Annotated in this window: 18 protein-coding genes; 7 read left to right on the top strand and 11 right to left on the bottom strand. The window is 56.1% G+C overall.

Features of this window, described 5'->3' with window-relative positions:
- Positions 1 to 120 precede the first annotated feature (120 nt).
- From M3089_RS14120 to M3089_RS14140, 5 genes are all read left to right on the top strand, one after another.
- Positions 121 to 429 carry a hypothetical protein gene (locus M3089_RS14120; RefSeq protein ID WP_249084763.1) on the top strand — a complete coding sequence of 103 codons (309 nt, stop codon included), beginning with the start codon at positions 121 to 123 and terminating at the stop codon, positions 427 to 429.
- Positions 430 to 892: 463 nt separating this feature from the next.
- Positions 893 to 2,050 (top strand): formate-dependent phosphoribosylglycinamide formyltransferase, encoded by a 1,158-nt coding sequence (gene purT / locus M3089_RS14125; protein ID WP_249084765.1) that lies wholly within the window; start codon positions 893 to 895, stop codon positions 2,048 to 2,050.
- An 81-nt stretch (positions 2,051 to 2,131) separates the two neighbouring features.
- On the top strand, positions 2,132 to 2,542 hold the full coding sequence (locus M3089_RS14130; RefSeq protein WP_249084766.1) for a sugar 3,4-ketoisomerase: 411 nt from the start codon (positions 2,132 to 2,134) through the stop codon (positions 2,540 to 2,542).
- Positions 2,539 to 3,477, top strand: a complete 939-nt coding sequence (locus tag M3089_RS14135) for a GNAT family N-acetyltransferase (RefSeq protein WP_249084768.1) — start codon at positions 2,539 to 2,541, stop codon at positions 3,475 to 3,477. The genes M3089_RS14130 and M3089_RS14135 overlap by 4 nt, the downstream gene beginning before the upstream one ends.
- Before the next feature lie 69 nt (positions 3,478 to 3,546).
- Positions 3,547 to 4,650, top strand: coding sequence for a DegT/DnrJ/EryC1/StrS family aminotransferase (locus M3089_RS14140; RefSeq protein ID WP_249084770.1), 1,104 nt, complete (start codon positions 3,547 to 3,549; stop codon positions 4,648 to 4,650).
- Positions 4,651 to 5,157: 507 nt separating this feature from the next.
- Here the strand turns inward: M3089_RS14140 and M3089_RS14145 are convergent.
- From M3089_RS14145 to M3089_RS15810, 11 genes are all read right to left on the bottom strand, one after another.
- Positions 5,158 to 6,732, bottom strand: coding sequence for a calycin-like domain-containing protein (locus tag M3089_RS14145; protein WP_249084772.1), 1,575 nt, complete (start codon positions 6,730 to 6,732; stop codon positions 5,158 to 5,160).
- Between the two features lie 37 nt (positions 6,733 to 6,769).
- Positions 6,770 to 7,528 (bottom strand): porin family protein, encoded by a 759-nt coding sequence (locus tag M3089_RS14150; protein ID WP_249084774.1) that lies wholly within the window; start codon positions 7,526 to 7,528, stop codon positions 6,770 to 6,772.
- A gap of 5 nt (positions 7,529 to 7,533) precedes the next feature.
- Positions 7,534 to 8,691, bottom strand: coding sequence for a PCMD domain-containing protein (locus M3089_RS14155; RefSeq protein WP_249084776.1), 1,158 nt, complete (start codon positions 8,689 to 8,691; stop codon positions 7,534 to 7,536).
- A gap of 197 nt (positions 8,692 to 8,888) precedes the next feature.
- Entirely contained in the window at positions 8,889 to 9,470 is a 582-nt protein-coding gene (locus tag M3089_RS14160) for a LutC/YkgG family protein (protein WP_249084777.1), read from the bottom strand.
- Positions 9,467 to 10,834 (bottom strand): lactate utilization protein B, encoded by a 1,368-nt coding sequence (locus M3089_RS14165; RefSeq protein ID WP_249084779.1) that lies wholly within the window; start codon positions 10,832 to 10,834, stop codon positions 9,467 to 9,469. Before M3089_RS14165 ends, M3089_RS14160 begins: the two co-directional genes overlap by 4 nt.
- Positions 10,831 to 11,568, bottom strand: coding sequence for a (Fe-S)-binding protein (locus M3089_RS14170; protein WP_205111918.1), 738 nt, complete (start codon positions 11,566 to 11,568; stop codon positions 10,831 to 10,833). Before M3089_RS14170 ends, M3089_RS14165 begins: the two co-directional genes overlap by 4 nt.
- A 557-nt stretch (positions 11,569 to 12,125) precedes the next feature.
- Positions 12,126 to 14,654: a PemB family protein gene (locus tag M3089_RS14175; RefSeq protein WP_249084781.1), complete on the bottom strand. Its 2,529-nt coding sequence runs from the start codon at positions 14,652 to 14,654 to the stop codon at positions 12,126 to 12,128.
- 19 nt (positions 14,655 to 14,673) lie between these two features.
- Complete coding sequence (locus M3089_RS14180; protein WP_205111915.1) at positions 14,674 to 15,675, bottom strand: GNAT family N-acetyltransferase; 1,002 nt, start codon at positions 15,673 to 15,675, stop codon at positions 14,674 to 14,676.
- Positions 15,676 to 16,518, bottom strand: coding sequence for a glycerol acyltransferase (locus M3089_RS14185; RefSeq protein WP_249084782.1), 843 nt, complete (start codon positions 16,516 to 16,518; stop codon positions 15,676 to 15,678).
- Between the two features lie 702 nt (positions 16,519 to 17,220).
- A complete protein-coding gene (locus M3089_RS14190) occupies positions 17,221 to 18,645 on the bottom strand; it encodes a right-handed parallel beta-helix repeat-containing protein (protein ID WP_249084784.1) in 1,425 nt (474 codons plus the stop codon).
- A 12-nt stretch (positions 18,646 to 18,657) separates the two neighbouring features.
- Positions 18,658 to 18,789, bottom strand: coding sequence for a hypothetical protein (locus M3089_RS15810; protein WP_262922183.1), 132 nt, complete (start codon positions 18,787 to 18,789; stop codon positions 18,658 to 18,660).
- Between the two features lie 622 nt (positions 18,790 to 19,411).
- Between M3089_RS15810 and M3089_RS14195 the strand changes: the two genes are divergently transcribed.
- Positions 19,412 to 21,184: a hypothetical protein gene (locus M3089_RS14195; RefSeq protein ID WP_249084786.1), complete on the top strand. Its 1,773-nt coding sequence runs from the start codon at positions 19,412 to 19,414 to the stop codon at positions 21,182 to 21,184.
- Positions 21,185 to 21,206: 22 nt separating this feature from the next.
- Positions 21,207 to 22,619: a DUF5723 family protein gene (locus M3089_RS14200; RefSeq protein WP_249084788.1), complete on the top strand. Its 1,413-nt coding sequence runs from the start codon at positions 21,207 to 21,209 to the stop codon at positions 22,617 to 22,619.
- The last annotated feature ends 386 nt before the right edge of the window (positions 22,620 to 23,005 follow it).

Raw genomic sequence — 23,005 nt, forward strand, 5'->3', positions numbered from 1 at the left:
GGGAATAGAGAAGACCGTGCGCTGGTATCTCGACAACCAGGAGTGGATGGACAACGTGACGAGCGGCGACTACCAGCGTTATTACGACGACATGTACAAGAACCGCTGAGCAACACAGGCATGGACGCACTTTCGGCATCACTGAACACCTTTCTCGTGAGGCTTGGGATGAATCCCGAGACGGTGCCCCACGAGACCGTTCACTACATGGAGCACTTGTTGCGGCTGCTCGACGCCGCCGACGAACAGGCGCTAACCGACTACTACGGCCTGTTTGGGGCCCAACGCCGCAGCCTCGGCGAGATAGCGCAGAGCCGCTCGCTCTCGCCCGAAGACATGATGGCGCTTATCGACAACTGCGTGCGCCGCCTGGCCGTGACGCCCGAGTGGCAGGTCATACGCGAGGGCATGGGCAGCGCCCGCCGCTGAGCAGTCGAGGCGTTGCGCCTCGGCAGCCGCATCAAATCCTCATCCCCGGCAGGCGTTGCAGGCTTGTCGGGGATGAGTTTTTTGTAAAACATTGCCACCATCCCTGCGGTTTTCTTCAACTGCCTGGCTCACAGAGGGTTGCAATGCCGGCCGTATGGCAGTCCGAAACGGGCTGTCCTGCACCACGAAACGGGCCGTTTCGGACTGCAAAACGGCCCATGCCGCACAGCAGCATCGCCCTTTCGGCGTTCCGTCATCGCTTTTGTCACTATTTATTACCGCAAGACCAGCTGTAGCGTAAGCCGTCGGCAGCCTCACGACCCGTTTGGGTTTATAGTCGAAAAACATATTTTTACGTATATTCTTTGGCAAGAAGAAAATAATGTTTACCTTTGCATAAAACGAAGACAATTACCGAATCAGTGGCAAACATCGCGTTATGCCATAGTTAAGTATTATGAAAATGAAGAAGATTTTGTTGCTTGGCTCAGGCGAACTGGGCCGTGAGTTCGTCATTGCAGCCAAGCGGGCAGGGCAGTATGTCGTGGCTTGCGACCGCTATGCCGGTGCCCCTGCCATGCAGGTGGCCGATGAGTGCGATGTGTTCAGCATGCTCGACGGCGACGCCCTCGACGCTGCCGTGGCCAGACACAAGCCCGACATCATTGTGCCGGAGATTGAAGCCATACGCACCGAGCGCCTGTTCGACTACGAGAGGCAGGGAATGCAGGTGGTGCCGAGCGCACGCGCCGTCAACTACACCATGAACCGGCGGGCCATACGCGACCTCGCCGCCAAGGAACTGGGTCTGCGCACGGCTCGATACCACTATGCCAAGACCTTCGACGAGATGAAGGCGGCTGCCGCCGACATAGGCTTCCCGTGTGTGGTCAAGCCGCTCATGTCGTCGTCGGGCCACGGACAGAGCTACGTTCACAGCGAGGCTGAGCTTGAGAAAGCCTTCAACGATGCCATGGAGGGCAGTCGCGGCGACGTGAAAGAGGTGATTGTGGAGGAGTTTATCGACTTTGACAGCGAGTTCACCCTGCTTACCGTTACCCAGAAAGAAGGGCCCACGCTATTCTGCCCGCCCATAGGCCACGTGCAGAAAGGCGGCGACTACCGCGAGAGCTGGCAGCCATACAGCATCTCTGACGAGGCTCTGGCGGCAGCGCAGCACATAGCCGGCCGCGTCACCGAGGCACTGACGGGAGCCGGGCTGTGGGGCGTGGAGTTCTTCCTGACCAAGCAAGGCGAGGTCATCTTCTCGGAGCTGTCGCCCAGACCGCACGACACAGGCATGGTGACGCTGGGACATACCACCAACCTGAGCGAGTTTGAGCTGCATTTCCGTGCTGTCATGGGGCTGCCCATTGCCGGCATACACCTTGAGCACGCCGGTGCAAGCGCGGTGGTGCTGGCCAAGGGCGAGGGCGGCGTGCCCGAATACAACCTTGTCGACGCCCTGAGCGAAGACTACACCCGTGTGCGCATTTTCGGCAAACCGGAGCAACACCCGGGCCGGCGCATGGGAGTGGTGCTGTGCTACGGCCCCGCCGACGCCGACACAACGCCGTTGCGCGACAAGGCCAAGCGCCTGGCGGCTACAGTGATACGCTGACAATTTTCGACCGTAAAGACCGGGCAGCCCGAAAGGCACACGCTGGCATGGCGGGTTGCCCGGCACATTCATACTATTGCAATGGATAAGTCTGAAGGAAGATTGATTGACTTGCCGCGCATAGCCGACCCGCGTGGCAACCTTACCGTGGCCGAAGCCCACAGCCACTTGCCTTTCGGCGTGGCCCGGGTGTATTGGGTCTACGACGTGCCTGCGGGCGAATGCCGCGGCGGCCATGCCCACAAGGCGTGCCGGGAGTTTATCGTCGCCGTGAGCGGGAGCTTCACGGTGACGCTCGACGACGGCCGCGAGAAGCAGACGTTCCTGCTCAACCATCCATACCAGGGGCTGCTCGTCGAGACGGGAGTGTGGCGGACGCTCGACGATTTCTCGTCGGGCGCGGTGTGCCTGGTGATGGCTTCTGAGCCATTCGAGGAAGAAGACTACATCCGCGACTACGGCGACTACCTGGAATACTTGCGCGGCAAATGATAGACATAAGGCATTACGAACCACAGAGCGCGTCAGAGTGGAATGCGTTTGTGGCCGAGTCGAAGAACGGTACGTTTCTTTTCGACCGCCGGTATATGGACTACCACAGCGACCGGTTTGCCGACTCGTCGCTCATGGTTTACCGCGACGGGCGGCTGTTTGCACTGTTGCCTGCCAACAGGGAGGGCGATGTGCTTTGCTCCCACCGCGGACTGACATACGGGGGGCTGGTCACCGGCCCGTCGGCAACGGCGTCGGCAGTGGTCGAGGCGTTTGAGGCTGTCAACGCTTACCTGCGTGGCGAGGGACTGCGGCGCGTGGTCTACAAGGCCGTTCCGTGGATATACCACCGTGTACCGTCCGAAGAAGACCTCTACGCGCTGTTCCGCGTATGCCGGGCAAGGCTCGTGGCGCGCGACATCTCGTCGGCCATCATGCAGCCCCACCGGCTGAAGTGGCACCGCGACCGCCGCTATGGCATCAACCGTTGCCGCAATAACGGGGTGGCGGTCGAGCTCAGCGACGACTTCGAAGGCTTCTGGCCGGTGCTCGAAGACAACCTGATGCGCAGCCACGGGGCCCGACCCGTTCACTCGCTTGGCGAGATCAGGCTGCTCAAGTCGCGGTTCCCCGACAACATATTGCTCTATGTGGCGCGCCGCGACGGCCGGGTGCTCGGCGGAACCGTGCTTTATGTCACGCCACAGGTGGTGCACGCACAGTATATTTCGGCGTCGGCCGAGGGTAAGGCGCTGCGTGTCATCGATGCGATATACGACCGAATACTCAACGGCGACTTTGCCGACTGCCTGTATTTCGACTTCGGTAAGTCTACCGAAGACTGCGGCCGCGTGCTCAACGAATCGCTCATCTACCAGAAAGAGGGGTTCGGCGGGCGCGGCGTGTGCTACGACTGGTATGAGTGGAGCTTGTAGCCGAGGGCCCGCCGGCAGGCCCAAACTGCGGCATTGCATGGCCGCAGACAGTTTAAAACATATTTCGAGATGATAAAGTATCTGGATTTGAAGAAAGTCACCGAGGTCTACTCGGGCGAGATCAAGGCCGCCGTGGAGCAGGTGATTGACAGTGGGTGGTATCTGCAGGGCGAGGCAACGTCGCGCTTCGAGCGCCATTACGCCGGGTTCATCGGCACGGAGCATTGCGTGGCTTGCGGCAACGGGCTCGATGCTCTGACGCTGATAATGCGTGCATACATTGAGATGGGGGTGATGAAGCCGGGCGACGAGGTTGTTGTGCCGGCCAACACATACATTGCATCAATACTCGCCATCACCGCGAATGGGTTGAGGCCTGTGCTTGTAGAGCCGCGTACCGACACCTTGCAGATAGACGACGGACTGATAGAGCAGGCTCTCACGCCGCGTACGAAGGCTGTCATGATTGTTCATCTCTACGGTAGGTGCGCCTACTCCGAACGCATTGGGGAGATATGCCGCAGCCGAGGATTGCGCCTGATAGAAGACAACGCACAGGCACACGGGCTTAGGTATGGCGGCAAACGCACGGGAGCGCTCGGCGACGCTGCCGGCCACAGCTTCTATCCGGGCAAGAACCTCGGGGCGCTTGGCGACGCAGGGGCAGTTACTACCGACGACGTGGAGCTGGCGGCCGCCGTGCGAGCTCTGGCCAACTATGGCTCTTCGCGCAAGTATGTGTTTCGTTACAAGGGCATGAACAGCCGTATGGACGAGCTGCAGGCTGCTGTGCTCGACGTCAAGCTGGCCCATCTCGACGAGGAGAACATGCTTAGGCGCAGTGTGGCCTTGGATTACATAGAGAATGTGGACAACCCGCTGATTGTTTTGCCTGGGCAGGACTATTGGCGAAACAGTGTGTTCCACATATTCCCCGTGATGTGCGAGAGGCGCGACGAACTGCAGGAGTATCTGGCAGAAAACGGTGTCCAGACCATGATTCACTATCCGATACCGCCCCACCGGCAGCAGTGCTATGAAGAGTGGGCTGGCATGAGCCTGCCTGTAACAGAGCAAATACATGCCCGGGAACTGAGCATTCCGTGCAACCAGGTGCTCGAAAAGCGCGAAGTCCTTACCATTATAGAATTGCTCAACAGCTTCGGTCGCTGAGGCTGGGAAGTGTTTCCTGCCCGCGCAATGCAGCGCCCCCGGGTGGCATGTGGGCCTCCCGGGGGCGCTGTCGGTTGTTGGCTGTTTGCTGCCGGGCCATGTTTCAATGTCAGTGTGGGCTCGTTTGCCTGGCGTTTTTGTAAAAGCAACGTCGCCTTGCGGGTCGCCATGCCAATAGCCTGGCTGTGAGCACATTGCGACGGAGGCCGTTTTGCCGTACGATATCGGTCGTCTTGCATGGTAAAACAGGCCGTTTGGCACCGCAAAACGGGCGTTGTGGCAGCCGGATAGTGGTGTTGGCCATCTGTGGGGCTGCATTTTGTAAACATCTTTCTTGGCCGTAAGGCCCTGCCGAAGTCTGTTTGTGGTTCAAGACTGCTGCTTGTTGTCCGAAGGCTTGCGGCTGCTATAGGCCTTTCCAGCGCCATGTCCATCCTGCAGCAAGCACAAAAAGGGGGAGACGTCGTTGTGCCGTCTCCCCCTTGTCGAGTCAGTTTGGTTGTGTTGTTACTTCATTATGGTCTTCACAGTCTTGCCGTCGGCATACTTGGTGATGTATACCTGGCCGCTCACAGGCGTCTCGATGCGCTGGCCGTTGAGGTTGTATATGCCTTCAATGGCATTGTCGTCGATGGTCAGGTTGTCGATGCCGTCGGCAATGTCCGGGTCGGTCACTGTAACGGTGTAGGTTGAAACCTTTTTCAAATCGGCCGACATCACAGTGATGTTGGCGATGCTTGTGCCGGCGCCGTCGTCGGTATGAACCACATCGACGGTCACTTTGGCATCTTTGGCATTGGTGGTCACGGCTACGTCTTCGGCTGTAATCTCACCGATTCCCTTAATGCTCAGAGTGTAATCGCTTGTTGCGGGGGCGAAGTTCTCTACAGCATTGCCCTTCACGCTGATGCCGGTGGCTGTGCCGTTGTATATCAGTTCAAAGTCATCCACGAGCAAAGAGTCGGCCCCTGTGCCTTCGCCCGGGTCGGCGTTGGTGGATATTGTGACGAGAATAGCCTTCGGGTCTTTCTCCGTATATGCCGAATAGTCAAACGGCATAACAAGTTTCTGCCATGCAAAGCCGTTGCTTGCAATCTTCGTGTCGGCGGCGCGGCCCACTATTATGTCGGTGTAATCCTTGTCGACAGGCTCCTGATAGTATGAGCCGTCGGTTATCACGGCAGTGATGGTGGCGTAAGGATGCTCCTCGACGGGTGTCTCCTGCTTGAACTTAACCCATACGGCGAGAGAGTCGGGCTTGCCGTTTATCAGGGCGTAGAAGGGGTCTCCGTTGGCGTCTACTTCTGTGCTGGTTATGTCGAGGAACGCATTGTTGTCGGTGCTTGTGGCCGAGAAGCCGCCGGCTTTCAGCCGTCCTGTTGTCAGGGTGCCGTTGGCTACGATAGAGCCGAGGGCGAGACCAGACTTGATGAGCACGCTCTTGGTGCCTGTGGAGCCCGGGCGCACGTCGTCACTGATGAATGTGTGGGGCACGCTGCTTACGATGCCGGCAAGCATTCCGGTGCAGCTCATGAACGAGTGCCAATTGTTTGGCTCGTCGCTTGTGGCCGAACCGGCTGTAGCCGTGTGGAAGTTCTCGAATCCGGAATTGCCTATCTGGTAGCCGCCGTCGCCAAACTGCACGTCGATGGTCTGCCCGATAGAGGCTGTCATGTCTATGTTTATGATGAAATAGAGTTGGCTTCCACGTATCTCGGCGGTGAGTTCAATTGGTACCGAGCCTAAGTTGGGGCCCATCCAGATGGGAATTCCCTCCAATGTTCCTTCGGTAATGTTGATTGATTGAGAGGTTCTTATTGTGGTGACGTCGCCATCCACGATTCCGGGAACGTCGTCTACAACGATGTTTCCGATGCCCATCGGTTGCCCGTTCATTTGGAGCACCAGGTTGTTGAGGCTCAGTTTGTATCTCTGATTCTCGTTAGCGTCAATCGAGACCGTCGTTTCCTGGTCTGATAAGGCATTGCCGTTGACTGTCACTTTCAACACGTCAGTGTAGTCGGTTGCCTGGGCTGTAAAGGCCGCAAAGGCCAATGCAGTTAATGTTAAAAGTTTTTTCATTTGCTTCTTTCTTATTGGTTTTACTTTGTTATAGTCATTATTTGAGATTATAAGTTACCCCAACAGTTCCATAAATGGGGTAAAGCTTCTGTTCAATGGTGTCGAACCCCTTCTTGAATATGTTTGTGAAGCCCCATGAAAGGTCGGCGTAGATACCCCAGCGCTTATACACATACCAGTCAACCCCGGCGTCGATGCCAAACTGCCAGTGGCGCATGTCGTCGCTGAAATCAAACGTTGCCCCCTCGCTTTCGCTGTCTCCCATCAGTATCTTAGCCCCTGTCGGTGTGTTTTCGCGTAAGTATCCGCTATAGACATAGCCGTCGAATTTGCGCGAAGTGACGTACGACACATACGGGCCGAGCCTTACCAGCACGTTTTTCGCCGGTGTATAGGTGGCCTGTATGGGCAGTGTGAGGGCCCACTCTTCAGCCTTTATCACCGTGTTGCCGGTGTAGTAGCCTGTCAGCCTGCTGCTGCCCTTCACCATGGACATGTGGTAATTCTTCACCGTGGCGTCTACTTCCATGCCTTTGTTTTCCAGTTTGATGCCGGTCATCGCCCCCCATCGTCCTTTGATTTGCTTCTGCATGTCGAACGCGAGCGAGTAGTTTGACTGCATCTTGTATCTGTTCATCTTGCGTATCGTGGCCGGTATTCCAAGCGGGGCGGTGCCTCCGAGGTTGTATCCCAGCTTTACGCTGTAGCGTATGTCTTCGGGTAAGCTCAGCGTAAACGCCTTTGCAGATGCCGAAAAGGCTGCCATGGCAACAGCAGATATGATGATTCTCTTCATTGTCATTACTGTATGTCTGTGCATATTAGTTCCACTTTGTCTATGAGTAGCGTGCTTCCTATAGCCCCTTTGAAGTATGCGCCGTCGACACTCGACGAGAATACGATGGTCAGGCTGTATCCGCGGTTGTTGAGCAAAGTTTGGTCTATGTCTTTACTGAATACGAAGTCGGCCTCGAACTCAGTCCACTGGTTGGTGGGGACGATGTTTGTCACTTGTGCAATGGCCACGATGTAGGGGCTCGTCTTCACGTCGTCACCGTTGAGCACTATGGTTTCGTTGGCTTCGTTGTGGTTGCGGTAGAACACGGCATAGATGTCGCCCTGGTCTGTCTTGTCTGCAATTATGCTTCCATTCTCGTCCTGGTACTGCTCTCCGGGCTCATACTGGTAGTATCCCCTGAACTTTGACGGTGTGCGGTCGAAGGGTTCTCCAAACCTTGTGGCCTTCATTGCGTCGGTCACCGCCATCGAAACGTCGAACGCACCGATGAACAGGTTGCCGGCAGCAATGCGCATATTCATCATTGCCCCGAACGCTCCTGTATTCTGGGTAGTCAGTTTCACGGCATAGCCGTCGTAGCCGTCGGCATACGGTATGGTTGGGAATGCCATCGAATCGGTGACATATTTGCCTTGGTCAGGGTCGTACTTGGTTGCCATTCCGGTCATTGCGTAGCCGCCGTTGCCGGTGTCCCAGCGCGAGAGGGTGTGGTTCCAAGCGTAGTAATGGCGCTCGTTTATTGTGAAATCCTCAAAGTCGTACCTTATCGTGTCGGTCTCTGTGCGCGTCACGATGTTGAAATATACATAGTACTCCCGTTCCCATTGGCCGTCTTCCGACTTCACTTTGTATGTCACGGGGCCGTGGCTGAAGTCTTGTACCGACCCGCTGGCCGGCGAGACCGTTGCTCCCGGCGTCACCTGGAATATCGGGGCAATCGCTGTCAGGTCGGTTTGGGGTTTTACATCGAATGTAATCAAGTTGTCAGTATATAATACATTTACCAGAGTGTCGCTGAGATTATAGAACATGTCTTGTGGATTCTCAGCGTGAATCCATGCTTTTTCAATGTCGCATTCAGCGTTTGCAGGCTCGTCTTTGAAGCATGCCGACAGCGTGCAGCACACCGTGGCGAGCAGGAATAGCTTATGTAACTTCATTATATCATGCATATTGTTATAGGCTTGCAAAGTTACTACAAAAATATCTCGTTCAAAATAGTTTTCGATAAAAACATTATTCCGATGTGAATTTTTAACTTTTTAAACCTTCTGCAGCCTTTTTTCATGATAGAAATGCCCCGACTTGCACATTATCCTGAGTGAGTGTGCATGTTCGGGGCATTTGATATGTATAGTCAGACGAGCACGACGGTTACTCCCCTTGCGGCCTGCGCCCCCATGACGAGAGCCTGGGCGATGTCTGCAGTCTTCGATGGTCCGCTGATGAAGCATCCGTATCCATAGTCATTTGTCTTTATCCTGGCATACGCCTCGTGCATGTTGCTTACTATGTCGCTGCGTTTCAGGATTATGACCAGATACTCGGCTATGAAGCACACGGCGCGTTCCTTCATTGTCTGCGGTATCCACACGCATCCGTTTTCGGCCACTCCAAGGTCGCCTTTCACCACGGCCACGTCCGTACCGTTCAGGTCTTGCGCCTCGTCGGCGGTGTCGGGGTTCCTGTTGGCTATGGTCACGCAGTCGAGGTTTGATGCAATGGCCTTGGCGTCGGAGTAAGCCCGTCTGACGATTTCGTTGATGTCGTCGCCGTCGGCCGCGTCGACAACGTCTGCCCCCGAGTGTTTGCTCATCCGGCGGAACTCATCCACCGGGTCGGCGAAGGTCGTGGCGTTCAGCAGGCTGAGGTCGGGCATGTCGTACTCCATGTGTTTTCCCGCCCTGATCTTTCCTATTATGTCTTCTTTCTTGCTCATTTCACTTTACCTTTTTTCCACATGGTTTGGAATGATTCGTTAGCAAATACAGGCAGTTCGCGCCCTTTCCCCCATGCGTTGAGGTTGTTGTAGAGGGCGAAGCGCGGCGCGTGGTTGGCCAGCGGGGCAAACTTCAGCGCGGTGCTGTACAGTGCGTGGTGGTCGAACACGAGCTTCATCCCCCGGCTCATCCATTTCTTTTCCTGGCTTGCCTTGCCCAGCGAGTCGAGCTTCTGGCGCCACAGGTAAATCTGTTCCGACAGGTTAACCTCTGCCGGGCACACGTTGTCGCACGAGCAACACAGCGAGCATGCGCTCACGTTGTCGGTATATTTATATTTGTCGTGCGCCATACCGAGGTTTATTCCTATCGGTCCGGGTATAAAATAGGTGTATGAATAGCCTCCGCTTCGGCGGTAGACGGGGCACGTGTTCATGCACGCCCCGCACCTGATGCACTTCAGTGTCTGCCAGTGCTCGGTGTCGGCAAGAATGTCTGATCGGCCGTTGTCTACGAGTATGATGTGCATCTCGCCCCCTGGGCGAGGCTTGGCGAAATGTGAGGTGTAGGTCGTTGTGGGCTGTCCTGTGGCGCTGCGGCACAGCAGCCTCTGGAACACGGCCAGCGACCGGCGGTCGGGTATCACCTTCTCGAGGCCCATGGCGGCTATGTGCAGCTTAGGCACCGAGGTTGCCATGTCGGCGTTTCCCTCATTGGTGCACACCACAATCTCGCCCGTTTCGGCCACCCCGAAGTTGGCCCCGGTCATGCCTGCATCGGCAGTAAGGAACTCGTTGCGCAGGCTCTGGCGTGCGCAGTAAGTGAGGTATGTGGGGTCGTAGTTGCCCGGCTGGCTCCCTATTTCCTTCTCAAACAGCTTGCCCACCTCTTCTTGCGTGATGTGTATGGCCGGCATCACTATGTGGCTGGGCTTCTGGTGCATCAGTTGCAGTATACGCTCGCCGAGGTCTGTCTCCACCACGTCTATGCCGTGCTGCTCGAGGTAGGGGTTCATCTCGCACTCCTCGGTGAGCATCGACTTGCTTTTCACCATCTTCTTCACGCCGTGGTCGCGCAGTATGCCGAGCACGATGGCGTTGAACTCTCCGGCATCCTTGGCCCAGTGGACGGTGACCCCGTTTTTTTCGGCGTTGCCGGCAAACTGCTCCAGGTATTTGTCGAGGTGTGTAAGCGTGTGCTTCTTGATGGCACTTGCGGCATCGCGCAGTTGTTCCCATTCGCCTGTCTCGTGGGCCATGGTGTCGCGCTTGGCCCTCAGCGACCAGAAAGTTTCGTCGTGCCATGTCACTTTCTTGGCGTTGGCAAGGAATGCCGCGGCCGCCTTTGAATGTAATGTGCTCATAGTCCTGCTGATAATATTTCGGCTACGTGAATGAATTTGATGGGCTTGCCCAGCCTGCGGGCAATGCCTTCCATGTGCATCAGGCACGAGCTGTCGGGGCCGGTGACGTATTCCGCCCCCGTGGCCATGTGGCGTTCAACCTTTTCCGTGCCCATCCTTACAGACACGTCGGGCTCTTCCACGGCGAACATTCCGCCGAAGCCGCAGCACTCGTCTACTCGTTCGGGCTCGCGCACTGTTATGCCGTCGACGAGGCTTAGCAGGTCTTTTATTTTCGAGTAGCGCTCAATGTTGCGCTCGCTGGGCGACGACAGGCCCAGTTCGCGCACGCCGTGGCAAGAGTTGTGGACGCTGACCACGTGGGGAAATCGCCCGGGCAGTTTTGTCACTTTGAGCACATCGTGGAGAAACTCCACCAGGTCGGTGGTTTTCTTTGCCGTCTGGCACTCGTGCTTTCCCTTGAGCACGTGGGGGTAGTTGAGCCTTATGAATGCGGCGCAGCTGGCCGATGGCGCCACAACATAGTCGAAGCCCGCGAAGAGCTCGTCCATCTTGTTGGCCAATCCTTCGGCCATGCTCTCGAATCCGGCGTTGGCCATGGGTTGCCCGCAGCACGTCTGGCCCAGCGGGTAGGTCACGTCGAGGCCCAGACTCTTTAGCAATTTGTATGTCGCTACGCCTACTTGCGGGTATAGGGCGTCGACATAACAAGGGATAAACAGTCCGATTTTCATCGTTGGCATTTGTTTAGTCGGTCTTTATGAATTAGCCACAAAGGTAGCAAAATTTTCGTTAGTTTGTAGTCTTGCCGTTGTTTTTCTTTTTATGTCTTCACTTTTCTTGCCCTGTGTAGCGTCGTTGCCGTAGTGTTGCCAAGCCCTGCGGACTGGTGCCTGCGGGCGTTGTGCCAGTGTTGCGCGCCCGTAAGAATGGCTGCGGGTCGTTGCGGAATTATGTTTACAACCGTGCTTCGGCGAAAAAATAACTGCCGTTTGACGTTGCCGAACGGGCCGTCTGGTGTTGCCGTATGGCCTTTTTCAGGCTCCAACAGGAGCCGTTTTGCTGGCAAGGAAGGGCGTCGTTTGGAAATTGTTGGCACTCAGCGTGTTGCGCCAGGGTGAGGTGCGGCATGCGCAAATGGCCATGGCCTGCGTTTTGTTTACAAATGGGCGCGTCGTGGCAAGTGCCGGCATAGCCGCTTGCCCCCTTGCCACGGCATTCGGGCCGTGGACATCCGGTTGACGGCAAAGGCCCGGCCGCTCACGGGGCACACCGCATAATGTCAGCTTGTTCAGTCGGTGTCGTATTCTATTTTCATGTAGTGCAGCATAGTGGTGCTTTCGCCGCACGAGCCCGTGTGCTGCACCCCGCTGCCCCCGTGGGCCGATGGGGCAATGTCGGCCGACAGGTCGACGGTGTTCGGCAGTCCCGAGCCGGCTTGCGGCGGCGCAGTGGTCTCGGCGTGGGCTGTAAGCCTCTCTCCGTCGGTGGCCACGGTTATGGTGCATCGGGTGCGGTAGCATGTGGCGCTGACGGCTTCGGATATTGGCGTGGCCTTGCCGTTGTCGTATCTCATCAGCCTGAAGTCTACGGCCTTGGCGTGTTTCGGTGTGCGCTCTATGCGCAGTGCATAGCCGCTCAGCGTGCGCGTGTCAAACTTGATGTATACGTCCATGTATTGCCCGGTGGCGCTGCCGAAGCCCTGTCCGGCTGTCTTGGTCGGGTCGACCACCAGCGTCACCCTCATGTCGCCGCCGTGGGGCTCGGCCGGCGTGTATAGCAGCCGGGCTCCGCGTTGCGCCTGGAGCAAGCCCGTGCCCCGGGCGCCGTTGAATCCGCTGCCGTAGGTCCACATGTCAGTGTTGCGGTCGAACGCCCATTGGTAGGCCTGCGTGTCAGAGGGCTTGTGGCCGTCGACAGTCCAGAAACCGGGCGCTACCATAGGCTGCCATGCCGTGGGCAGCGTGCTGAAGTCGGTTTCTACGCACCGCTCTTCGGGTGTTCGGCCTGTGTCGACAGGCGAGTCTGTTACCACCCTCACGGCCTTGCCCGCCCTCGAGCGCACGTGGGCCGGCTCTATGCTTGCCATGATGTGCCATCCGGCGTCGGCCCTGGTGAGCCTGTAGGAGCGCAGGGGCTTGCCGCCACGGCCCACGGCCACGGGTATGGCTCCGCTGCCCCTGCTGTCGCGGCAGCGGTACCACGTTATTCTTGAGCGGTCTTCACGCCCGCGCAGGTTGATGCCGTAGCATAGCGTGATGCTGTCGCCCATGGCCAGCCGCGGTTCCTCCGTGAAGGCGGGGGCGGGCAGGGGCCTTGGCACGGCGCTCACTTCGACAGCCGCCTGCAGTCCGGTGGCAGTGGCGGCAACGACGGTGAATGTCACCGTGGTGTCGTCGTCGTTGAGCGAGCTTACCGTGCAGCGTCCGTGGCCCAGGTCGGTCAGCAGGGCATAGCGCTCAAATCCCCGTTCGATGGCCCAGCTTACCGTTGCCGTGTCGGCCGTGCTGCCGGGCTTGTAGCCCCCGTTGAGCGCGCTGAATGCCTGCAGTTCCACAGGTTTTCCGCCGGTGTCGACAGTGGCCCGGCGGCGGTTGGCCAGCAGGCATGTGGGCAATGGCGGCCTGTGGCAGCCGTTGGCGCCGGCGGGCATGGTTGCCCGGCCTTGGGGATTCCATCCGTCGTTGCCTCTGAGCAGGTTGAATGTGTTGTATGTGGTGTCGCCGTCTGCCACCGTCTTGTATGCCGCGAGGGCCTCTTTCCCGTCTATGCACATGGTGTTGGCCCCCATCCGCGAGCCTATGCGGTAAGGCTTGCCGTTGAGGGTGAAGCCCGCCTGGTAGCATCGGAGCCACCGTTCGGGGTAGTTTGCCCACCCTATGTAAGTCGAGTCTGGGGCGTGGTAGCGGCAGTCGATGAGTGTGAGCGGGCCCGGCACTTTGCAGAATGCCATTGTATGGTTGTTGTTTTTCACGGTAAAGTCGCAGTCGAGGAACACGGCCCCTGTTGCAGCCGTGGTGTAGAGTGGCTTTTGCCCGTAGAGGTCGATGGTGCATTTCAGGTAGACGCCGTTGCCGGCGAGCGCGTCGTCGGTGCATTCAAAGTGGCAACGGTCGTAGAATATGCGTCGCGCCCCGCTCAGGGGGCACAGGTTGAGGCGGCCAATGAACCGCACGTTGCGCGCCACAGCCCGGTCGCCGTGACAATAGGCTACTTGTGCCTGCGTTATGGCGTCGCTGCGCCTCGGGCGTTGCAACGACGGCTCCAGAGGGTAGTCGAGGTCGGCGTTGCAGAAGTTTCCCATGGTTAGGTTGCTTACCTGCAGGCCGTCGCCGTGGATGTCGAGCATGGTGAAGTTGCCCATTGCCCCCTGCATGTGGCCGCGTTGTGCGGCTATGACCACGTTGCGCGGGTTGGCCGTAAGCCCGGTCAGGTGGAGGTTGTTGCAGCGTATCACCATGCCGAACGGCGGTCGCCCGTCTGTGCCCACGGCTGTGGTGGTGTCGTCGGGGTTGTCGGCCCAGTATACCCATGGCGCCATGTACACCCTCATGGGTTCTTCCTCGGTGCCGTCGGCAAGCCTTTCGACAGCCTTTTGCAGCGAGTTGAATACGTAGGGGTGGGCGCTGGCTTCACTGTCGCTCAGGCTTCCGTCGACAAAGAAGGCCTTCGGCCCGAGCGCGATGGCTTGCCCGCGGTAGACGATGCTGTCGCCCAGCAGCACTACCGGGTCTGAACCATCCAGCGATATGTGCCTGGTGGCGGCGCTGATGGCCGTGCAGATGATGGCGGCCATGAGCAAGGCGGTCGGTCGGGCCATGGCGGTTGGCTTGTGCGGGTCAGGCGCCCTTGCGCTCCCGGTATATTACGTTGTTGGCCCCGCTGGTAATTTGAAGTGCCTCGGGGTGCTCCTTGATGAAAGAGTCGATGTGCCTCATGCGCTTCTCTTCGAGTATCTCGTCGACGGCAATGAGTATTCCCGTCTCCTCGACGTCGCCGAAGCCGTCGTTGATGGCGGTGCCGAAGAGCTTCATCGTGGGGCTGAGGTTCATGTATGCGTTGACCAGCGGCGGTATGTTGTAGCCCAGGCGGCGCACTTCGCGGTTCAGTATCTTGTAGTCTTCCCTAAACGAGTCTTCGCAGAACAGGGCCTCGAGCTCTTTCGGGTCGGTGTCTATCTTGAGCGGGTTCATGGGTATCACGAGGTTGTCTTTGTCCTCGAAGTGCTTCTTCAGGAAGTATAATATCATGTCGCGGCCTTTGCGTATGTACGACGGATACATGGTCATCTTGCCGAACAGGTACTTTACGTCGGGCTGTATCACGGTTAGCGCTCCCAGGCCGTCCCACAGGTTGTCGAGTGCAAACAGGCTCTTGGCCGGGTGCTTGCCCGTGTTCTGGTAGCCGGGCGAGACGAAGCTCCGTCCGAGTTCGATGGTCTTGGGCAGGTATTCGGCAATGAACTTGTCTGAGAAGTGGAACATGTGGCTCGTGGCGAGTACGGGTTGGCCTTCAGGGTCGATGTCGGCATTGGCGCCGAGGATGTATCGGTAGCCCCCGATTATTTCTTCCTCTTCGGGATTCCACACGATGAGCTGCTTGTAACAGTTGTCTTTCGTGTCAAAGTCGTCAAGGTCGAGGGGCTTGCCGGTGCCTCCTCCGGCTTCGCGGAAAACAATCTCGCGCAGACGTCCAATCTCTCTGACCACGTTGGGAGCGTTGTGTATGTCTACGATGTATATCTCGTTGTTGCTCTTGTTGGTCATTCTGAGCTGTCTCTCGGGCGTAAGCTCGCCCTTGAGCAAAGCCTTGTCTACGGGCTTGATGATCTCTTGTTCCATTTATTGGTGTGTTTGCTGTAAGTCGTAAACTATGTCTTTTACATATTGTGCCCATTGTGCCGGCGTGCGGCTCTTGTCGAACGTCTGCCATGGTATGGGCTTGCCTATGGTCACGTCGAACGTCTTGTGCACGTTCTTATACATCTCGTCGGCCAGGAATAGCATGGCTATGTTTACCTTCCTGACGTATTTGTCTGAGAAGTTTGCCAGCCGGTAGAAGAAGTCGGAGTTGCGTCCGCTGAAGTGTATGGGCACAATGTCGCGCTGATACTCAACGCTTTTGGTTATGAAAGTCTTTTTCCAGGCTATGTCGCGTATGGTTCCGTTGTGCCGCCTTGAGCATATTCCGGCGGGGAACATCAGCATGTGGTTGTCGCTCTTGAAGCCCTGTTCAACCATTGCGGGGAAATTGCGGCTCTGGTTGCCGGTCTTGTTGATGGGGATGCACAGCGGGGCGAGGCCCGGCAGGTTCATGAGCAGGTCGTTGACAAGGTAGCGGAAGCGCCCGTCATAGTGGCGCCCTATTATCGCTCCGAGCGCCACCCCGTCCTGGCCTCCCAGCGGGTGGTTGCTCACGAAGGTGTACAGGCGGCCGTCGTCGGTTGCCGGCAGGTTCTCTGCACCGTGAATCTTGAGAGTCATGTCAAGGTAGCTGACGCATTCCTCGAGCCATTCAACGCCTGTCTTGTCTTTGCTCCGCCACAAGAAATCGTTCACTTCGTCTTGGTGCACGATGTGTTTCAACCATGCCACAAGCGGGCGCGGCACGTATTTTTTGCGTGCGCCCATCTTGCTTTCTAATATTTTGTCGATGTCTATTGTTTTCTCTGTGACGTCAATCATTTCTCCCTTCCTCTGATACTAACTCGCTTGCAAAAGTAACAGAAATCTTTTAAAATGAATACTTTTTTCGGATAAAATCACAATAAAAGTATGAAATAATCTTGTTAAGATGTCATCATGTATGACAAACATGTTTAATTATGCCCTTGATGGCGGTTTTTGTTGTCCGAGGCAGCATGGGCCATGGCCGTGGTTGCGAAGGGTGCGTGAAGCTGGTGTGGCTGTCTGGTCTGCCGGGTGGCGTGTTTGTGCTCTTTATGTGTGTCGGTGTATGCCCTTTCCGGCTTGTCGGCAACTGTTGTGTTTTTCTGTTTGCAGGCGTCGATGCAGCCACTGTGCGCTGTTTCGGTCGTGCCGCGGTGGCTGTGCGGTTGGCGTCGCCATTTGGCGCCAGGGGCGTGGGGCAGGCCATGCCATTGCCTTAAGTGCGGGCAATGGCATGGCCGTCACACATTATTATATAGGCAGATGTGCTGTAAGTAGCTGTTATGTAGCTGTTCAAAATTAACCGATACAATATACCTTGCAGGTGTCCTCTATATCTTTGCCACCATCTTGTGTGCTCTTTCGGGCCGCATACTCAAGTCTCATCGGTCGCGCAGCCCGCCACGCTCACTCTTCGGACTTTGGCATGCATCTCCGAAATAGCTCACAATTTGATGGCAATTAATTTTGAACACCTACTTATGTGCTTATGTGTGGCTATTTCATCATTATTGTTTTTTTGCCTCCCCGTATTGCTATTCCGCGATGACTCCTTCCCGCTTTCTGTCCATTGAGGTTCCAAGCTTGGCTGTTGTCGGTAGCGATTGTAGGCCTGTGCCTGATGCCTGATGCCGTGTTGTCGCTATAGCCTTGCCCGGCCAATGGTGCCCCGTTGGCCACGTTCCAGTCGGCTTGCATAATGATGTTGAGCTGGTCGTCGTTGCTTGCCATGCCGGTGAATGTGGTAGGGTTGTTGAAGTTAGACATCTCGGTGTCTTTGCTGAAAATGGAATTCTCAGTATTGCCGGCCTCCGAGGCAGTCTCGCCAAAGGCCACGTTAGGCTCGTGGGCAGTGTCGATGGCTTCGTTGTTTAGAGCGGTGACATTGGTCAGCTTGCCGTTTTCCACAAATATGCCACCCCCTTGGTACGAGAGGTTATTGAATGCGGCCACATTGTCAACCCCTCCGGATTGGTTGTAGATGCCTCCGCCTTTCCCGCCATTGTCATCGCCGTACTGTCTTGTGTCCGCCTTGCAGTTTGCCACAATGGTGTTTCTCACTGTGCCGAGATTGTAGATGGCTCCCCCTTTCAAAGCCTTGCATCCGTATGCCTTGCAGTTGTCGATGTTGCCGTCGTTGTAAACAGCGCCACCGGCAGCGGCATAGCAGTTGGTAAACGTGCAGTCTTTCAGTGTGCCGCCGTCGTTGTAGACAGCGCCCCCGTTGTCCAATGCCACGCACTCTTCGAATGTGCAGCGCTCAATGTTCGTGCCTTTGGCGTAAACAGCCCCGCCAACGCCGGCGCCGTAGCTTGAGTGCGAATAGTTGCGCGCAAACAGGCAGTCGGTGATTGCTGCGCCATCTGAGCCGTCCAGGTAAACAGCGCCGCCGAGGGTGTGAGGTGCAGCCGACTCGGCTGTGAAGTAAGCGCTGTTTTCCATCACCTTGCAGGATTCGATGCGGACATTGCCCGAGGCATATACAGCACCGCCGGCAGCTTTTACATTCCACACACAGGCGTTCCCTCCTTTCAGGGTTATGCCGTTGATGGTGGTTGGATGTTCAAGCGTCGAGCTGGAGTATAGAATGTGGTTGCTGTTGTTTTCTGTTCCGGGAATCATGTTGTTTTCCACTTCCCAGCCATACAGATAGTCGGTGGCATTCATGAATGTGCGTGTCCACACGTCCTCAACGTCGTCGTCGCCGCTTAGCACAGTCTCGTTGGTGAAACTGTAAGCCTGCCATCCTTTTTCACGTTGGGCTATCGATGACTCGTTGCCGGCGAAGCCACCATACAGCGAAACGCCGTCTTTCAGCACGAAAGCCCTTGAGTTCTTTTTGCTTGCCTTTATAAGCCTGGTTGGTTTGTATACTCCTTTGGCTACCCATATTTCGTCGCCGCTGCTCGCCTTTTCCATCATCTCGTCAAGGTCTCAGGCTGCCTCTTGCCATGAATCGCCATTTCCCGTGCCATCCGTTTTTACATAGTAAACGCGTGCATCAATCCACTGTGCATAGCAGCATACAGCTGCGATGATTGCTAAGATACGTAAACTTTTTGTCATAGTCTTATGGTTTTTGATTCGGCATCACTCTATTTTTGTCATCTTTGTAGTGTTGCCATCCCATGTCGCTTTGCCAGGGATGGCGTGCTGATGTAGGGCCGGCATGCTTTGGTGCTGCATAAAAAGCAATGATTCATACGCCATGCTTCGCAAATATATAAAATGTCTTTGAATAATTAAGGTGTGACGTATCGTTTTTATAGGCTTTGCCGTAATACAGGATAGTCGGTGTGTTCTAACGGATAATGCCGTACCATGCATTATTGACGAAAGCAACGTAAGCATACACAGTTGGTTGTATCGGCATGGCTTGGCGCAGGTGGTGGCTGTGGGCAAATATTTGGCTTGCTTGTGCTGTGCATGCCGGTTTGTCAATGCCGCATTTGGCTCTCATGAGGGTGGGTTTTTGCAGATGTATGTCGATTTTATTTGTAAAATGGAAAATAATGAGTAGGATTTTCACAAAATACGTGTTAAGTTTCAAAACTTTTACTTAATTTTGCAGAAAACAGGCGTAGCACCGCTTTATTATTACTAATTGTCGTCGTGCATGGCGCATTGCCCCAAGATCAGGGCGCATGTATTGATGTGTATCATATTCTGAAATATAAATTAAAATTGCATGGAAAATTATTTTCGTAAGTGTAGATTGCTTCCGGCAATGACCCTGCTGGGAGGATTGGCGTTGGCGTCGTGCGTTAACAGCGATTACGATTTCAACGAAGTTGACGCCACGATGGGGTTCGGGGGCGAAGGCCTTGAATTGCCTGGCAGTTCGACCGACACCATCAAGCTGGCCGATGTGCTCGACCTGGGCGACGATGACTGCGTAAAGGTGAGGCCCAACGGCGATTATGTTTTTGAGCAGGTGGGCGACAACGTCGAGCCGGCCCAGCCCGAGATTGCTCCCATCAGCGTGACGCAGCGCCAGTCGGTGTCTTACGATATTGACATCAATGTTGAGCCGGCCACGCGGTCGGCCGGCGACGCCAGGGCCGTCACGGTGGTGCTGTCGGCCGATGGCGATATGCAGTCGTTTGAGTATGACGGCGACAAGCCGGCCGAGGTGGTGGACCTCGCCTACGCCGAGACCGATGCCAACCTCAGTTTCTCTCTCCATTTTCCCGCCGGACTGAGCTCTGTCGTTGCCTCGCTCGACGAGATATCGATACAGATGCCTTCGTTCATGGAGCTGTCCGACGTGTCGGCCAATATCGGTGCAGACGGCTCTTGGAGCATCGACGGTAGCCGTATCGTGTTCAGCAACATCACCACTTCGCGCGACCTTACCGTCAGCGCCAGAGTGAGCAGGCTTCGCTTCGGGGTGAGCGACGAGCTGGGCTCGCTCGGCATCGATGGCGACAAGATTGTGCTCGACGGGCGGGTGCATGTGTCGATGAACTCGGTGGCCACCGTTTCGGGTGGCTCGATAGAAGGGCTTACGGCCTCGAGCGACTTTGCCATCGACGACATGCAGATAACGAGCGTCACCGGAAGGTTTGACCCCGAGATAGACCTCGACAACCTCGGTGATGTAGAGATTACGGGGGTGCCCGATTTCTTGACCGACGGCAATGTGCGCGTTGACTTGTATAACCCACAGATATTGCTTACGCTGAACAGCGACCTCAACATGGGAGGGTTTGTCGGCGGCACGCTCACCTCATGGAAAGACGGCCAGCCGATAGCAAGCGTCACCGTTCCTGAGATGGCTGTCAGGGCCGGAGGCATGACCGAGATGTGCATATGCCGCAACGGCGAGGGCATCGAGGGCTACGATGTAGTGCAGGTAGTGCCCGAACTGTCGACCCTGATAGATACCATCCCCGACAGGATAACGTTTGAGGGCACGGCCCGTGCCGACCGCAACCAGACGTGTGAGTTTGAACTGGGACACCGTTACACGGTGCAACCGGCATATCGCGTTGAGGCTCCGATAGCCTTTGCAGAGAATGCGCAGATTGTGTATAAGGACACGATTGACGAATGGCACGAGGACATCGAGGACTTCGAGTTGTCTGACAACTCTTACATCACGTTTACGGCAAACATAGAAAACCGGGTGCCGGCTTACCTCACGCTCAGCGCATACGCCATCGATGTAGACGGGCAGCGCATGGGCGACGATGAGATAAAGGTGGAGGTGAGCAACACCGTAATAGCGTCGGCCGACGGAGAGACTTCTTCCGAAACGCCGCTTACAATCAGGGTGTCGCAGAATGACGGCAGGGCGCTGTCGCGTCTTGACGGTCTTGTGTTCGACGTCACGGCGTCTGCATCCGACGGCGGGGCCAACCCCGTGGAGGGGATGACGCTCAACTCAGAGAAGCATTTCCTCATAGCACGTGACATTAAGATAAAGCTCGTGGGAACACTCATCGGCGATTTCAACTGAACAAACGTAAACTTGCATAATCATGAAACTTTCACATCATTACAAATATATCATGGCTGCGGCCATGGCTGTATGCGGTGGCGGAGCGATGGCGCAAGGGCTCAACTCTGCTTACTTCACCAAGGACTATAAGTTTCGACACACCATTAACCCGGCTCTGGCCAATGAACAGAACTATGTGTCGATACCTGCGCTGGGAAGCATCAATGTCAACCTGCGTGGAAACTTCGGCTACCAGGACGTGATAATGGACAACCCGATGTATCCGGCCACGAGCGACAAGAAGATGACTACGTTTATGAATCCATACATATCCGTGGCCGACGCGCTCGACGGCTTCAGCTCCGGGCGCAACCGCATAGTGGGCGACGTTAGCATAATGGTGCTCTCGGCTGGATTCAGAGCCTTCGGCGGGTACAACACTATCGAACTGAACTCACGCACGTCGTTCGGCATGTCTTTGCCTTACGAACTCTTCGAGTTTGCAAAGAACACAGGCAACCGCACTTACGACATGGGCGACATCAATGTGGGTGCAATGTCTTACGTTGAACTGGGCTTCGGACACTCGCGCGAAATCAACGAGAAACTGCGGGTTGGCGCAAAGTTCAAGCTGCTGTTTGGCGCGGCACGTGCCGACTTGAAGATGGAGGACATGAAGGCCGACCTGGCCGGCACCGACAAATGGACGCTCACGGGCAAGGCCACTGCCGATGTCTCGATGAAAGGGTTTAAGTATGAGTCTGAGCAAAAGGACTACAACGACGAGGCACTGGGCTCTTATGAGCAGGTGAACGACGTCGACATCGACGGGCTGGGGCTCGGAGGCTTCGGCATTGCCTTCGACCTTGGAGGTGAATATAAAATCGACGAGGACTGGACGGTGAGCGCCGCGCTGCTCGACCTGGGTTTCATCCACTGGAACAACAATGCCCGTGCTGCCAGCAGCGGTGAGCCTTTTGAGTTTGACGGATTCCACGATGTGGCCGTATCTTCGGATCACGGCGAGGAGCTAGACGTGAAAGCCGACCGCTACGGCGACCAGCTCACCGACTTCGCCCACCTTCAGGACCAAGGCGAACAGGGCGGGCGCACAACCGGGCTCGGCGCCACGCTCAATTTGGGATGCAGCTACAACCTGCCAGTTTACAGGCCGATGACGTTCGGTTTCCTCAGCAGCACACGCATCAACGGTCCATACACGTGGACTGAAGGGCGCCTGAGTGCCAACTGGGAACCGCTCGGCTGGCTCAACGGTGGCGTAAACATGTCGGTGAACAGCTTCACCACGAGTTTCGGCTGGGTGCTTAACATACACCCCAAGGGCTTCAACTTCTTCGTCGGCATGGATCACATACTGGGCAAGCAGAGCAAGGAGGGCATACCATTGAGCTCAAACGCAAGCCTCACTGTAGGCATGAACGTCACTTGGTGACGACGGATATGAAGGATATGCAGCAGCTACGCCTTTTCTGTATCTGACATCTTGGATATAGGAATGCCCATCGTTGCACATCCGGATGATTATCCCGGCTTGGCCTCTTACGGCCGAGTCGGGATAAAAAATTAAATGGAAACATCTCGACATTCGGCTTTTAACCCTTTCGCTTGTTCCGCTCAATGCAATAAACGTGTGTCTGTCGTTGAACATCTTGATGGGTTTCCACAAAGTAAAGACCGTGGACATTGTTGGCCTACGGCTTGGCACAGCCTGCGCTCAGACATCTCTATGATAACCGTTGTTGTATTGTGACAGCAGGGGCAGGCATATTTTATTCCATGCCCATAGTACGTCAACGCCGGGGTAATGGTGGAAGGTGT

The sequence above is a fragment of the Marseilla massiliensis genome, from assembly GCF_023336985.1.
Lineage (GTDB): Bacteria > Bacteroidota > Bacteroidia > Bacteroidales > Bacteroidaceae > Prevotella > Prevotella intestinigallinarum.